Source organism: Flavobacterium panici, assembly GCF_903819335.1.
Lineage (GTDB): Bacteria > Bacteroidota > Bacteroidia > Flavobacteriales > Flavobacteriaceae > Flavobacterium > Flavobacterium panici.
The window spans coordinates 55,784-73,624 of sequence record NZ_CAIJDE010000049.1 but is presented as its reverse complement, the minus strand read 5'-3'; the positions used below and the strand labels follow the sequence as shown (position 1 = coordinate 73,624).

At 33.1% G+C, this 17,841-nt stretch carries 3 protein-coding genes; all 3 read left to right on the top strand.

Annotation, left to right across the window (positions count from 1 at the left end; genetic code table 11):
* The first annotated feature begins 2 nt into the window (after positions 1–2).
* From FLAPXU55_RS16070 to FLAPXU55_RS16060, 3 genes are read left to right on the top strand one after another with little or no spacing between them, the layout of a single operon-like run.
* Complete coding sequence (locus FLAPXU55_RS16070) at positions 3–6,476, top strand: non-ribosomal peptide synthetase (RefSeq protein ID WP_180859401.1); 6,474 nt, start codon at positions 3–5, stop codon at positions 6,474–6,476.
* A 9-nt stretch (positions 6,477–6,485) separates the two neighbouring features.
* Entirely contained in the window at positions 6,486–11,234 is a 4,749-nt protein-coding gene (locus FLAPXU55_RS16065) for a non-ribosomal peptide synthetase (protein ID WP_180859399.1), read from the top strand.
* Between the two features lie 43 nt (positions 11,235–11,277).
* The gene (locus tag FLAPXU55_RS16060) at positions 11,278–17,829 is read left to right on the top strand and encodes a non-ribosomal peptide synthetase (protein ID WP_180859397.1); all 6,552 of its coding nucleotides are present in this window, start codon (positions 11,278–11,280) and stop codon (positions 17,827–17,829) included.
* The last annotated feature ends 12 nt before the right edge of the window (positions 17,830–17,841 follow it).

Genomic DNA, 17,841 nt, shown 5'->3' with positions numbered 1-17,841 from the left:
TTATGGAAATGAACGGACAAACGATACAAAGCATCTTTCTTGAAAATATTAAATCAGGAAAGGAATCTGGAATTACTTTTATTGAAGCAAATAGTGGAGTTGAGTATTTATCGTATAAGAAATTATATCTCGAAGCCGGTTATAAATTATATGCTTTACAAGAAAAAGGACTAAAACCGGGAGATGAAATAGTATTTCAATTTCAGTCAAATAAGAGTTTTGTAATTACATTTTGGGCTTGTGTTTTAGGAGGCTTTATACCAGTTCCTATTGTATTAGGAACTACTTCAGATATTGTTCAAAAGCTTAATAAAGTATGGCAAAAACTTAAAAATCCATCTATAATCACAGATGCTCCATTTTTAACTTCCATTATCAAGGATTTTAATTTGGAGAATGATGGAGAAGTAGCACAGCTTTTATCAAAAATTATATATTATGATGAGTTAGCCTATACTCAAAAAGCAGCAGCTGTCCCTGGTACATCTTCAGATCTGGTATTTATTCAATTTTCTTCGGGATCAACTGGATCTCCTAAAGGAGTAATGAACCAGCAGGATGGGATCTTATATAATATAAATATGTCATTAGAAAAATGCAGCATTCAGGATTCAGACAAGTTTCTGGGATGGATGCCTCTAACTCATGACATGGGATTAATTTTCTTTCACATTTTACCATTGCTGGCAAATGCTGATCAATTTTTAATGCCGCCAATGCTGTTTCTTTCAAGTCCTGAATTATGGCTGGAAAATTTATCTGTAAATGAAATCACTATTTCGGGTTCACCAAATTTTGGCTATGTACACGTTCTCGAAAATATTGAGAAAGCAAAATTAGAAGATTTTTCGTTTGACAAATTAAGATTAATGATTAATAGTGCTGAACCAGTATCTATTGAAACTTGTAGAAAATTTGCAGAAACACTTAAGCCTTATGGTTTTAAAAAAGAAGCTGTAAGCCCTAGTTATGGTCTTGCCGAAGCTGTTTTGGGAGTGTCTTTATATAATGAAGAAGATGGTTTTAAAGAATATTTTTTAAATCGACATAAATTAAGCATTGGAGATAAAGTAGAGTTTTTGGAAACAAGCTCTAATACTACTGCTTCTTTTGCAGATTTAGGCACCTACAATCGTACTGAGATAAAAATCACAAATGAAACGGGTGAAACCTTATTAGATGATACACTTGGTGTTATTCACTTAAAAAGCCCTGCAATGACCGTGGGTTATTATAATGACAATGAAGCAACTCAAGAAGTGATCTCAAATGACGGATGGTTCAATACTGGAGATGTTGGGTTTATTCATAACAGCCGATTGATTATAACAGGCAGAAAAAAAGAAATGATTATCATTAACGGGCAAAATTATTTCCCTAATGATTTAGATAGTTTAATAGAAGAACTGCCTGAAATAAAATTTCAGCAAGCAGTTTCCTGTAATGTTTTTAATGAAGAAAGCCATCAGGACGAATTATTTGTATTTGTTCATTATTTAGGTGAGGTTAAGGATTTTGTTCTTTTAGCAGATGCTGTAAAAAAGATAATAAGCGAACGCATTGGTGTTACTGTAAAAAAAGTAATTGCTGTAGAAAAAATACACAAAACAACAAGCGGAAAAATCCAGCGCTATGTATTGCGTGATAAGTATTTGAATGCAGAATACGATGCTTTTTTAGAAGAATTTGAAAAAGCTAAAAAACATTTAGAAGACGATTCTTATGTAGCTCCGGTGACTGATTTAGAAAAACAGCTGGCTAAAGTTTGGCAGGACTTTTTTGGAATTGAACGAATAGGAACAAAAGACAATTTTTTTCATCTGGGCGGAAATTCTTTAGGAATAGGGATTTTGGCAGTAAAAATCCAAAAAGAATTTGGAATAAGTTTAGACGTCAGCCAATTATTTAGAAACACCAATTTTGCAGATCAATTAGAAATAATTAAAAATTCTCTGGGAAAATCAATTGTCACAATTGAGTCTGCTCCAGTAAAATCACATTATCCGTTATTCAGTACTCAAAAAAGATTATTTATTCTGAATCAAATGGATACAGAATCAATCTCTTATAATACTCCGGTAGTATTAAAAGTAGAAGGCGATTTAGATGTTCAATTATGCGAGGAAGTTTTCAAAAAAATAATCAGCCGACATGAAATTTTAAGAACTTCTTTCCACGATTTAGATGGAGAACCAATTCAAAAAATCCACGATAAAGTTGATTTCAGCATTCAATATATTGAGAATGAAGATGGAAATATTCAGGAATTACTAAAAAAACATATCAAACCTTTTGATTTAAGCGAGCCTGCTTTAATTAGAGTATTGATTAATAAAGAAAACAATGTAATTACTAATATCATATTAGACATTCATCATATTGTTATAGATGCGGCTTCATTTGAGGTTTTGATCGAGGAATTTCAAACTTTGTATGGAAAAGGACAATTAGATGAATTAAGTGTTCAATATAAAGATTTTGTGGAGTGGCAGGAAAAAAAGCTGAGAGAGAAAGAATTAACTGCCGAAAAAGAGTTCTGGTTACAGGAATATAGTGTGGTCCCAGAAACTTTAAACATGCCTTTTGACTTTCTTAAATCTAATATAAAAAATGCTGATGGCAGTACGGTTTCTTTTGAAATTAATGCAGATAAAAGAAAAAAATTAGAGGATATATGTAAGCAGCAGGTAGTAACAATGCCAACCTTAACCCTGACAATTTTTTACGTTTTACTATCAAAATTAACCAATCAGGAAGATATCATAATTGGTACTTCTACAATTGGCCGCTGGCATAGTGAATTTAAAAATTTAATAGGTTTATTTATTAACACATTACCGCTGCGCTGCGCTGCAAAAGGGGATTTAGAATTTTTAGAGTTTCTGGATAATGTTAAAACACATGTTTTAGATTGTCTTGCTAACGAAGAATATTCATTTGACCGACTATTAAATCAATTAGAATTAAAACCCAATGCAAACAATAATCCTCTATTTAATGTCACTTTTGAGTACCATAATTTCAATTGGTCAGGTGTAGAACAGCCAGACTTGCGATTATCTAAAATAGATCATCCTAATATGTTCTCAAAATTTGATTTGGTACTGCGTGTGGTAGAAAAAGAAAACAGCAGTGTTTTTAATCTGGACTATCAAACTAATTTATTTAAAAAAGAAACTGTAGAACGTTTTGCTTCTTATTACAACAACATTATTGACTGGGTTTTAGATGGAAAAAATGGTACACTTAAAGAAATCGAAATTTTATCTAATGACGAGATTTCTCGACTATTAGAAGAGTTTAATAATACCGAAGAAGTTTACGAAAAGGGGAAAACGGTTTTGGATATATTTTCGGAGCAGGTTTCATTAAAACCAGAAACCGCTGCTGTTGTTTTTGGAGAAAAAAGTATTTCTTATAAAGAACTCGACCAGCAGTCAACAAACTGGGCTGGATATCTTATGGAATGCAATGTAAAACCAGGAGACGTTGTAGGTCTTATCATGACGCGTTCTGTAGATATGATTACGGCCATGTTTGCTATAATGAAAACAGGGGCATCTTATGTGCCCATAGATCCTGCTCAGCGTATTTCCCGTGTGGTTTTTATGCTTGAAGAATGTAACGCAAAAGTGGTCATTTCAAATAGTATAGAAAAACCAATAGAGTTGGAATCGTATACTTATATCAATGTTGAAGAACTAAATAATTTAATAACACCGGATTATAAAGCAGCATTACCAAAAATAGCAGCTGAGGATTTGATGTATATCATTTTTACATCAGGATCTACAGGAAAGCCTAAAGGCGTAATGATAAAACATAATAGTGTTATCAATTTGGTAAAAGGGTTAAAAAACCGTGTTTATAATTCGTATGGAGATAAAACTTTACATATAGCATTATTAGCATCCTATGCATTTGATGCATCTGTACAGCAAATATTTGGAGGATTATTACAAGGACATAGTTTGTATATAACAGATGATGAAACTCGTAAAGATGGGGTTAAATTGATAGCTTTTTATAATGACAATAAAATAGACCTGTCAGATGGTACTCCAACACATCTTCGCTTTTTTGTTGATGCACTGACAGAAAACAGCACATTAAATACTTTATCCAGCTGGATATTGGCTGGTGAAGTTTTACAAAAGGAATTGGTTAGGACTTTTTATTCAAAACTGGGAACAGGAGTACAATTGTATAATTTTTATGGTCCTACTGAAGCCTGCGTAGACTCTACAGGATATAAAATAGATCCGGAACAATTAGACCTTCATGATTACATTCCAATTGGGAAACCACTGCCTAACGAAAGAATTTACATTACAGATCAATATGGCAATTTAGCTCCAATAGGAACTATAGGAGAATTATGTATTGCCGGCGATGGATTAGCTGTAGGTTATGTTGGGGACCCGGAACTTACTTCTCAAAAATTCAACTCTGAATGGATGTTTAATAAAGAGAGAGTTTACCGAACCGGAGACATGGCAAAATGGTTAAATGATGGTAATATAGAATACCACGGAAGAAATGATGATCATGTTAAAATAAGAGGATACAGAATACATTTGGGAGAAATTGAATTGGCTTTAAACAGTCTGCCTCAAATTCAACAATCTGTGGTTATGGTAAATGAAGATTCCAACCATAGTAAGCAATTAGTTGCCTATGTTGTTTGTGAGGAAGAAATTAAAAACAAAGAAATTCAAGAGCTGTTAGAGGAGCACCTGCCTGAATATATGGTGCCTAGAGTTTACGTACACTTGTCGGCTTTTTCAATGACTGATGGTGGTAAGATTGATAAAAAAGCATTGCCAGCTCCGGAAACTGCCAATAATTATGTTGCACCAACAGAAACATTACAAAAACAATTTGTAGAGCTTTGGCAAGATCTTTTAGGAGTCGATCAGGTTGGTATTCATGATAATTTTTATGAACTGGGAGGAGATTCCATCAAGGCTATTCAGCTGGCAAGCCGAAGTAAAGCAATAGGAATTCATTTTCAGGTAAAGGATGTATTTAATTATCAGACTATTTCTGAGATTGCACTGCATTTAAAGAGTACAGATACAGCAATAAAAGAAACAGGATTTTTGGCCGGAGATGTACCGTTACATCCAATTCAAAAACTTTTCTTTAAAAGAGAGTACGAGGCAATCAGTCACAATAACCAGTCCATATTACTTAAGGTATCAAAAGCAATTACAAATGAAAGCCTTGTTTTTGGCTTATCAGAATTGGTAAAACATCATGATGTTTTGCGAATGAATTTTTATAAAAATGAAGGCTCAATATACCCTTCACAAAAATATGAATCGTCTATTCCGCAACTACAAGTAGAGCAGGTACTTTCTTTAAAAGATATTCCTGAAATAGGTACAAAATATCAGGCTGATCTGGATATTTTTAAAGGTGATTTAGCTCGCTTTGTATTGTTTGCAACATCGCAGGAAGAAGAAGAAAATAGATTATTTATTGCAATACACCATTTAGCTGTAGATGGGGTTTCTTTACGAATTCTAACAGAAGATTTTATAAACCTTGTCGAGAACCATTCATCTGGAAATAAATTTTCTCTGCCCGCTAAAGGAACTTCGTACCGTCAATGGGGGGAACATTTAAGAGTTTATGCCTCTACAACAACACTGGAAAACGAATATATCTATTGGAAAGAAGTATTATCTAATTATTCACCACTGCCTGTAGATATATCTTACGATAAAAGGATCAGTTATGAAGAGACAGAAAAGATTCAGGTTTCATTACCATCTCCTTTAACCCATTTACTTGTACATGAAACAAATAGTATGTACGGAACAGAAATCAATGATATTTTGATCAGTGCATTATCCTTGACATTATCAGAATGGACAGGTGTTCCTAAAGTAGTTATTGCTTTAGAAGGACATGGAAGAGAAGAATTATTTGAAGATGTAGATATTAACAGAACAACAGGTTGGTTTACCAGCGTTTATCCGGTTTGTTTAGACTTAAGTGACGTAGACGACATAGGTATTTTAATAGCAGACACAAAGGATATGCTAAGAAATATTCCTAACAAGGGAATTGGGTATAATGTATTGCAATTCGAATCGAAATCTGAAAAAATCAAATCTGACTTATCAATATTCTACGAAGATTTAATTTTTAACTATTTAGGTGATTTTGACAATAGTTTTTCTAAAGAAACGAAAAACAGTATTGGCTTAGCCTTAGAACCTACGGGGTTAAATATTGCAAAACAAAACGTAAACCCGTATAAGATAGCCGTAGATAGTATTATTGTAGATGGGACTTTATATCTGGATTGGAAATACGATACAAAACGTTACAAAAAAGAAACGATTCAAAAATTAGCCAATGCTTATATAGCTGCATTAGAGGATATTCTTTCTTATAGTAATGACATTTTTAATCAAGGTGGAAATCAAACCAAAGACGAAGATTTTGAAATTATCTCTTTATAAATCATTAAAATGAAAAGTAAAAACATTTATAAAATCATTGAGCTTCTTACAAGTAATGGAATTTCATTATTTGTGAAGGATAATGAACTGAAGGTGATGAAAAGAACAGATAATAAACTATCTGAAGAGCTTTTGTCAATAATCAAATCAAATAAAGAGGAGCTAATCACTTTTTTAAACAGCCAGAAAAACAGCTCGCTTAATAAAGTTAAAACGGTAAGTGATTATGGTTTGCCAACTACTATAACCAATAAAAAACTGAAGGATTTTTTAGAAATGCCTGTACATGAAAGTAAGGTTTCTAATGTATATCCATTAACACCTTTGCAAAAAGGGTTTTTATTTCACAATTTATACGATGACGATAAATCGGCTTACATATGCCAGTTTCATTGCGATTTAAAAGGGGCAATTTCCAGAGAATCTTTTAATAAAAGCTGGATGTATTTATTACAGCAGCATACCGTTTTAAGAACCGCAGTTTTTGGTCAGGATTTGGATATTCCTGTTCAAACGGTTTATAATCAGGTTCAATTACCAATTAATGAGTTGGATTATAGCAGCTTATCAAAAGAAGAGTTTCAATCAGCCTTTGACAAGTTTTTAAAAGCAGATGAAGAAGCTGGTTTCAACTTAGAAGAAGCTCCGTTGTTCAGAATGACCCTTATTAAGTTTGGCGAGGATGATACCCGTTTTGTATTTACACATCATCATATTATACTAGACGGATGGTCTGTTCAAAACATAATGAGAAATTTCCATTCTATTTATATACAATTAGAAAAAAAAGGAACACTTCCAGAACTGGCCTTAGATGATTTTGGATCACATCTTCGTCATATTTCAAGTGTAAATGAGGCTAAAGGTTTATCTTATTGGCAGACCTATCTTTCAGATATTACAATACCAAGTTATATTCCGTTTGTGAAGGATAATACCTTACGCAACAAATTATTTGGCAACAAAAAAATAGAATTCACAATTAATGGATCGATAAAAGCTTTTACAAAAAAACACCGCATTACCGAAAATACTTTACTGCAGGGAGCTTGGGCTTACTTATTATCGAAATACACAGGAAATGAGACTGTTGCTTTTGGTGCGATAATATCAGGAAGAGATTCGAAAGAAGAAGATATAGAAGCAAAAATAGGATTGTACATGAATACAATTCCTGTATGCAGCACCGTGAATAAAGATGCTAAAATAGCAGATTGGTTACAGGAATTACAAAAAGGGCATACAACTGCAAGGGAAGAATATGGTGATTTAGCACTAAACGATATCGAATCTCAAAGTAATATAAAAGGTTCCTTGTTTGATACTTTAATTTCTTTTCAAAATTATCTTGATGAGGAGGATGCGCCAAGTATAGATGCTGAATTAAGAATGCAAAATTTAAAAGGAGATACAAATACAAATTATGCAGTTACGTTAGATGTTTATGCTTCTTTAAACCAGCTGAAAATTATTTTACAATATAATAATGAACTCATTTCAGACGAAAGTATATTAAACATTAAAGGGCATTTTGAAACACTTTTTGAAAGCCTTTTAGATGATATTGAATATATAAAAGAGCTAAACTATTTAACTAAAAAGGAAGAAGAGTTATTAATTGAATTTAATAATACCGAAGCAGATTACGATAAAGAAAAGACCGTTTTAGACTTAATAGCAGAGCAGGTTTTGCTAAATCCAGAAGCAACGGCTCTTGTTTTTGAAGAGGAACATCTTACTTATAAAGAACTTGATTTACGATCAAAACTTTGGGCAGCAAATCTTATCGATTCGGGAGTAAAATCAGGATCTGTTGTTGCACTTAGAATGACGAGATCTACAGATATGATAACGGCTATTCTTTCGGTTATGAAAGCAGGAGCTTCTTATATGGTAATTGATCAGGGGCTTCCAAATTCTCGTACAATCCATATAATGGAAGAAAGTTTGTGTACAAATATCATTACCAACATTGAGGATCAGCCGGCAGAATTAGAATCTTATACTTGGATAAGTATAGCACAATTAGACTTGCATAATAAAAAAGCCGATGAGGTAGAACTGCCTAAAGTAACGACGAATGATTTAGCCTATTTACTTTATACATCTGGCTCTACGGGCAAGCCTAAAGGCTGTATGATTTCTCACGGCAACTTATTTAACTTTATTTCCTGGGGAAATAATTACTATTTCGAAAATAATGAACAAGGTAATTGGGGATTGATCAGTTCAATGTCATTTGATTTATCTGTAACCGTAATTTTTACAAGTCTTACCAGAGGAAAAAAACTTTATATAGGCAGTGAAAAAAAGAGTATGGATCAATTACTGGAGGAATGTTTAAACAATCCGGAAATTGATACTTTAATGTTGACCCCAACTCACGTTACTATTATAAAAGATCTGGACATTCAAAAAACAAATATTGAAATCTTTATTTGCGGAGGAGAAGAATTAAAGAAAAGCCATATTGAAATTATAAAAAATCTCAATGAAAGCTGTAAAATTTATAATGAATACGGACCTACCGAAACCACTGTAGGATGTACTGCAATTGAAGTTTCATTAGAAGATGAAAAAATTTCAATAGGCCGTCCTATCGCCAACACAAAAATATACATTCTCGATGCTAATGCTAAAGCTGTACCAGTAGGCGTAGTGGGTGAAATTTATATAAGCGGACGTGGAGTATCAAAAGGATATATAGGGAATCCATCTTTAACAGCAGAGAAGTTCGTATCGATAAACAATTCGATATGCTACAAAACAGGAGATTTGGCTAAATGGGATTCTCAAGGCAGAATTGATTATGCAGGAAGAATCGACGATCAGGTTAAAATAAGAGGACACCGTATTCAGTTAAAAGAAATTGAATCTGTTCTGGACAGTTTAGAAGAAATTCAGGAATCTACAGTTATTATTAGAGAAGACCATACAAAAAGCAAGCAGCTTGTTGCTTATATTGTTTCAAGTCAGGAAATTAGCAATGCTTCTGTACAAAAATTTCTGGAAACCAAACTGCCTGAGTATATGGTTCCTCGAGTATATGTTCGTTTAGATGCTTTTCCTACAACTACTGCAGGTAAAATTAATAGAAATGCATTGCCAATTCCGGAATTTAATGACAACTATGCAGCACCTGTAGAAGAATTAGAAAAACAGCTGGTTGTAATATGGCAGAAACTTTTAGGCGTAGAAAAAATAGGTATTCATGATAATTTTTATGAACTGGGAGGAGATTCTATTAAAGCCATTCAGCTGGCAAGCCGCAGTAAATCAATTGGAATTCATTTTCAGGTAAAAGACGTATTTAATTACCAGACTATTGCTGAGATTGTCCTGCATTTAAAGAGTGCAGATACTGCAATAAAAGAGACAGGACTTTTAGAAGGAGAAGTACCATTACATCCTATTCAAAAACTTTTCTTTAAAAGAGGGTACGAAGCAGTTAATCACAGTAATCAATCTGTATTGCTTAAAGTTTCAAAAACAATTACAAACGAAACTCTTGTTTTTGCACTATCAGAACTAGTAAAACACCACGATGTTTTGCGAATGAATTATTATCAAAATGAAGGCTCAATATATCCTTTACAAAAATATGAATCCTATATTCCAAAATTACACATAGAGCAGGTAGATTCCTTAAAAGATATTCCTGAAACAGGTACAAAATATCAGGCTGATCTGGATATTTTTAAAGGCGATTTAGCTCGTTTTGTATTGTTTGAAACATCGGAGGAAGAAAAAGAGAACCGTTTGTTTATCGCAATACATCATTTAGCTGTAGATGGGGTTTCGTGGAGAATTTTAACAGAAGATCTTATAAACCTTATCGAGAATCATTCCTCTGGAAGTAAACTTTCTTTACCGGAAAAAGCAACTTCATACCGTCAATGGGTTGAACAGCTTAATAGCTATGCAAGTACAGCGAACCTTGAAAGCGAATATATCTATTGGAAAGAAGCATTATCTAATTATTCCCCACTGCCGGTAGATACATCTTATGATAAACAAATCACTTATAACGAGACTGAAAATATCAGAATCTCTTTAGAACCAGCTTTAACCCATTTGCTTGTACATGAAATGCATACTATGTACGGAACAGAGATTAATGATATTTTAATTAGTGCGTTAACAATAGCATTATCAGAATGGATAGATGCCCTTAAAGTAGTTATTGCTCTAGAAGGACACGGTAGAGAAGAATTATTCGAAGATGTAGATATTAATAGAACAACAGGCTGGTTTACCAGTGTTTACCCTGTTTGCTTAGACTTAAGAGAAGTAGATGATATAGGTATTTTAATCGCAGACACAAAGGATATGCTAAGAGGTGTTCCTAACAAAGGAATTGGATATAATGTATTGCAATTTGAATCGAAATCTGAAAAAATTAAATCTGACTTATCAATATTTTATGAGGATTTAACTTTTAACTATCTGGGAAGTTTTACAAATGTTCTGGATGCAAAAAAGGAAAGTAAGGTTGACTTAGCTTCTGAATCTACAGGATTAAATGTAGCCAAACAAAACGCAAACCCGCATAAAATTTCTATAGACAGCATCATTATAGACGGAAGCTTACAAGTAGATTGGAACTACGATGCAAAACGTTACAAAAAAGAAACGGTTCAAAAATTAGCCAATGCATATATAACTGCATTAGAAGATATTCTCTCGCATAGTAATCAATTTATTAATCAGGAAGAAGATGAAGTTGAAGAAGATGATTATCAAATCTCCATCTTATAAACCGCAATTTATTTAAGTCAAATTTTATTTAAAGAAGTATAAAATGAAAAGTAACAATATTCCCGAAATAATTGAATTTTTAAAAAGTGACGACATTACTTTGTTTGTAAAAGATAGTCAGCTGGGCATTAAAAGCAAAAAAACGACCAAACTGCCCGAAGAGCTTTTATCAATAATTAAATCAAATAAAGAGGAATTAATTACTTTTTTAAACAGTCAAAAAAGCAATTCACTTAATCAAATTAAAACAGTAAGTGACTATGGTTTACCGACTACTATATCAAATAAAAGATTAAAGGATTTTTTAGAACTGCCTGTACATCAAAGTAAGGTCGCTAATATATATCCATTAACACCTTTACAAAAAGGATTTTTGTTTCACAATTTATACGATGATAATAAAGCAGCTTATATATGCCAGTTTCACTGTGATTTAAAAGGAGTAATTTCCAGAGAATCTTTTGATAAAACCTGGAACTATTTACTACAGCAGCATACCGTTTTAAGAACAGCCATTTTTGGTCAGGATCTGGATATTCCTGTTCAATGCGTTTATGATAACGTTAAGCTGCCAGTTAATGAGCTTGATTATAGCAGCTTATCCAAAGAAGAATTTCAATCTGCATTTGATAAGTTTTTAACTGCAGATAAGGAAGCAGGCTTCGATTTTGAAGAAGCTCCATTATTTCGAATGACTTTAATTCATCTTGGAGAGAATCTTACCCGTTTTGTGTTTACGCATCATCACATTATACTAGACGGATGGTCTGTTCAAAACATAATGAGAAATTTCCATGCTGCTTACATACAATTAGAAACAAAAGGAACACTTCCTGAACTGGCTTTAGATGATTTTGGATCACATCTTCATCATATTTCAAATGTAAATGAGGCTAAAGGTTTATCTTATTGGCAAAGCTATCTTTCAGATCTTACCTTACCAAGTTATATTCCGTTTGTAAATGATAATACACTTCGAAACAAATTATTTGGCAACAAAAAAATAGAATTCACGGTTAGCGGATCAATAAAAGCTTTTACAAAAAAACACCGCATTACCGAAAATACTTTATTGCAGGGAGCATGGGCTTATTTATTGTCAAAATATACAGGAAATGAAACAGTTGTTTTTGGGGCAACTGTTTTAGGGAGAGATTCGAAAGAAGAAAATATAGAAACAAAAATAGGATTGTATATCAATACAATTCCAGTATGCAGTACCCTAAAGAGGGATATTAAAATATCAGACTGGTTACAGGAATTACAAAAAGAACATACGATAGGAAGGGAAGAGTATGGACATTTAGCTCTAAGTGATATTGAAACTCAAAGTAATTTAAGAGGATCATTATTTGACACCATAATTTCTTTTCAAAATTATCCGGAAGCAGCTTCTCAATCAGAATTTAAAGAAAAACTGCAGGTAGAGAATATAGAAGGAATCGAAAGTACCAATTATACCATTTCATTAATTGTTTATTCATCCTTAGATAAACTAAATATCACGCTGAAATATAACAATGAATTTGTTTCGGATGAGATGATACTTAAAATTAAAGGACACTTAGAAGTAGTACTGGAAAGCTTTTTAAGGGATGTTGAACAGGTAAAAGACCTAAATTATCTTACCAAAGACGAAGAAAAACAATTAGTAGCTGGATTTAATAATACAAAAAGAGAGTATGTTAAAGATCAGTCAATTATTGATGTTTTTTCGCAGCAAGCAGCACTTCATCCAGAGCGTACAGCCTTAGTTTTTGGATCAAAAGAAATAACGTATAAAGAGTTAGACATGCGTTCTAACCAAGTAGCTCAATATTTAGTTTCGCAAGGAGTAATTCCAGGCAATATTGTAGGTTTATTGTTTGATCGTTCCTGGGAAATGATCGTTGGAATTTTAGGAGTTTTAAAAGTAGGGGCCGGTTATTTACCACTAGATCCTAATTTGCCTGAAAAACGCATTGAATATATGCTGGATCAAAGCAGAGCAACATTTTTATTGTCTCAGCAGCAGTATCTGGACGAATATGCGGCATATCTTCCGGTTCAGGCTATGGATTCTCCAAAAATCAGTTCTCAAATAACTTCAAATGTAGCGGTTAAAACATTAGCCACAGATTTGGCCTATTGTATTTTTACCTCAGGTTCAACAGGAAAGCCAAAAGGAGTGATGATGAATCACGGCAGCGTAATTAATTTGGTAAATGGCCTAAATGAACTTGTTTACCAGCCTTATGAAGATAAAGTTTTACGTGTAGCCTTATTAGCCTCGTATGTATTTGATGCCTCTGTACAGCAAATATTCGGATCTTTATTACAAGGTCACAGCCTCTATATATTAGATGAAGAAAGCAGAAAAGATGGTGTGAAATTATTGTCTTTTTATAACAAAAACAGCATTGATTTATCAGACGGTACACCAACTCACCTTCGTTTATTAGTAAACTCTTTAGAGGAAAATTCCACGTTGAATAGTTTATCAAGCTGGATATTAGCAGGAGAGGTTTTATCTAAAGATTTAGTAAATACATTTCACTTAAAATTAGGCTTAAATACACAATTATTTAATTTTTACGGTCCTACAGAAACTTGTGTAGATTCTACATCATATAAAGTTGATCCTAAAAAATTAGATCAATATACAACCATTCCAATTGGTAAACCAATGCCAAATGAACGTGTTTACGTGACAGATAATCATGGCAGCCTGGTACCGCAGGGAATAATTGGAGAACTGTGTATAGCCGGTAATGGGTTAGCCCAAAGATATATTGGAGATCAGTCACTTACTTCAGAGAAATTTAATTCAGAATGGATTCCTTGGGAAGACAGGGTTTACAAAACAGGAGATTTGGTAAAATGGCTGCCAGACGGTAACCTGGAATACCACGGACGTAAAGATGATCAATTTAAAATAAGAGGATATAGAATAGAACCTACAGAAATTGAACAATATTTAACGGCTCATCCAAAAATTGAAAACTCAATTATTGTCGTTCAGGAATTTGAAAACGAGAAAACTTTAATAGCTTATTATCAGGCAAAATCTAAAATAAGTACTTCAGATTTAAGAGGATATCTAGCAGCTTACCTGCCAGATTATATGATTCCGTCTTTTTTCATGCATATCGAGAACTTTCTTTTTACCAGTAATGGAAAAATAGATCGTAAGAGCTTGCCAAAATATGAAATCAGTCCGGAAAAAGGGATTATTCCTGCTGGTAATGAAACAGAGCAAAAACTTATAGCCATATATTCAGAGGTTCTTAAGGTTGACAGCAGTATTATTGGAATTAATAGTAATTTCTTTGATCTGGGCGGACATTCACTAACCATGATGTTCTTAAATAATAAAATTGAGAAGGCCTTTAATTTGAAAATTCCATTAAAGGAAATGATGAGGTATTCAACAGTAGCTGATTTAAGCAAATTTATGCTGAAATCTACAGCAGTTAATCACTCAGCTATACAACCAGCAGAAAAACAGGACTATTATCCTTTGTCTTCATCACAAAAAAGAATGTACTTTTTGCATGAATACAATACAGGTTCCTTAGCCTACAATCTTCCGGCTGTTGTTACTTTAAACGGGATTTTGAAGAAAGAAAAACTGGAGGCTGCTTTTCAAAAATTAATTCAGCGCCACAATAGTCTTCGAACTTCATTTGAATTTTTAGACGGAAACCCAATACAAAGAATTTTGCCTAAGGTTGATTTTGTAATAACAGATCTTGCCAAAGGAGAAGACACAAATAAAGCAATTAAAAACTTTATCAAACCTTTTGATTTGCATCAGGCTCCGCTTTGGCGCGTTGGAATTATGTCCGTATCAAATCAGGAACATATTATGGTAATTGATACCCATCATATTATTTCTGATGAAGTTACCAATGGTTTATTGTTAAGAGATTTGATATCCTTATATAAAGGAGAAACACTTCCTGAACTTCATATACAATATCAGGATTATGTTATCTGGAATTTAAAAGAGAACCAGCAAAAAGAAATTTTAAAACAAAAAGAGTATTGGCTTAATCAATTTGTAGATGAAGTCCCTGCACTGCAATTGCCTTATGATCATGCAAGACCAAAACAACAAAGTGAATATGGAGATAAGCACGCTTTTAATTTAAGCAAAAATCAAATTGAGCAATTAAAGAAAATAGCCCGTGCAGAAGGAGTAACCATGTACAGTCTTATTTTGGCAGTTTACAATGTATTCCTTAGCAAGTTATCAAACCAGAATGATATCGTAATAGGAACGCCGGTTGTCGGCCGCAGACATGCAGATTTAGAGAAAATTGCAGGAGTTTTTATCAATACGCTTCCTATCAGGAATCACCTTGACGGATCACAAAGCTTTACAGCATTTCTGCATAAGGTACAAGAAGTCAATTCAACAGCATTTGAAAATCAGTTATATCCGTATGATGAGTTAATAGATGCTTTAGATTTAGACAGAAATGGAAATAGAAGCCCATTGTTTGATGTGTTTTTGAATTATGAATTTGAAAATGAAAAGCTAGATTTAAAGGATTCAGAACTTAAAATTGGCAGCATAGATATACCTTATCCAATTGCAAAATTTGACCTGCATTTATCAGTATTAGAAACAGAAGAAAACCTTAACCTAAGTCTGGCTTACAGCAAAGATTTATTTGAATCAGCCAGTGCAGAACGTTTCGCTTTTTATTTTGTTCGTATTATAGATACCGTAATAAATAATAAAAACGAACTGCTAAAGGATATTTCGATTCTATCTGCAAAAGAACAAAATCAGCTGTTAGTTGAATTTAACGATTCAGCACAAGATTATGGAACAGACAAAACAGTTTTGGATTTGTTTTCAGAACAGGTTTTACTGCACCCAAATGCACAGGCACTTATTTTTGAAGATGATCATGTTACCTATAAGGAATTAGATTCAAAATCTAGTATTTGGGCCGCTAACTTACTTGATATGGGGATTAAACCAGGATCTGTAGTGGCACTTAGAATGACCAGATCTATAGAAATGATAGCCACACTTCTTGCCATAATGAAAGCAGGTGCTGCTTATATGATAATTGACTCCAATTTACCAGGTTCCCGTGCAGCCCATATGATGGAAGAAAGTACTGCTTTCCTTATCATTACAAATGTAGAGCAGCAAATAGAAGGGTTAGAGGCTTATAATTTCTTGTTAGTAGAAGACTTAAACAATCATGAAATTGAAAGCGAAACCATTAAACTGCCTGAAATAAATACAGAAAATCTGGCCTATCTGCTTTACACATCAGGATCTACAGGCAGACCAAAAGGATGTATGATTTCGCATGCCAATCTATTTAATTATATCGTTTGGAGCAACAATTATTACTTTAAAAATAGTGAAGAAGGCAATTGGGGAATCACAAGTTCTATGTCATTTGATTTATCTGTAACGGCAGTTTTTACCAGCTTGACCAGAGGAAAAAAACTCTTTATAGGAAATGAAAAAGAAAATCTGGATCAGCTTTTAGAAGATTGCTTTAACAATCCTGAAATAGATACTGTGAAGCTTACACCAACACACATTACTCTTTTAAAAGATCTGGATATTCAAAATACAAATGTGACTATAATTATTTGTGGAGGCGAGCAGCTAAAGAAAAGCCATATAAAGATTCTGAAAGATTTAAATAAAAACATCAGGATTTATAATGAATATGGCCCAACTGAAACTACAGTAGGATGTACATCGGTTGAGGTTTCAATAATCGACGAACCTATAACGGTAGGATATCCTATTGCAAACACAAAAATCTACGTTTTGGATGCGAATCAAAAAACCGTGCCAATTGGGGTAATAGGAGAATTATACATAGGAGGTTCAGGCGTATCTAAAGGCTACATGGGCAATCCGGTTTTAACAGCAGAAAGATTTGTGTCAATAGAAAACAAAACATGTTATAAAACAGGAGATTTAGCCCGATGGGATGTAGAAGGAAGAATTGAATACATAGGCAGAATTGACGATCAGATAAAAATAAGAGGTTACAGAATAGAACCGGGAGAAATAGAATTAGTGTTAGAAAATCTTCCGTTCATAGAGCAGGCTTTTGTAACAGTTAAAGGTATAGATGAAAATAAACAACTGTATGCCTACATAAAAGGGAATAATGAAATAGAACCAGTAGTAATAAAAGAAATCCTTAAAGACATTCTTCCTAACTATATGATTCCGTCCTCATTTATTTGGCTAGATGAGTTTCCTTACACTGTAAATGGAAAAATAGACCATAAAGCACTTTTAAATAATGAGGAAAAGATAACAGTGGCCTATGTAAATCCATCTAATTATGTTGAAGAAAAATTAGTGAAAATATGGTCCCGAATCCTTGATTTAGAAGAAGACGAGATAAGTGTAGAATCTAATTTTATAACACTCGGAGGTCATTCGTTAAATGTAATTCAAATGGCCAATACGATCAATAAAGAATTTGGGGTTCAAATAAAACTAGATGATATTTTCAATGGAAAAACTATTAGAGAATTATCAGAATTAATAGGAATGAAAGCTTGGCTGGAAACCGAAAGTGACCAAAAAAGTACACGTAAAGAAATTGTATTATAAATCGAAGACAAA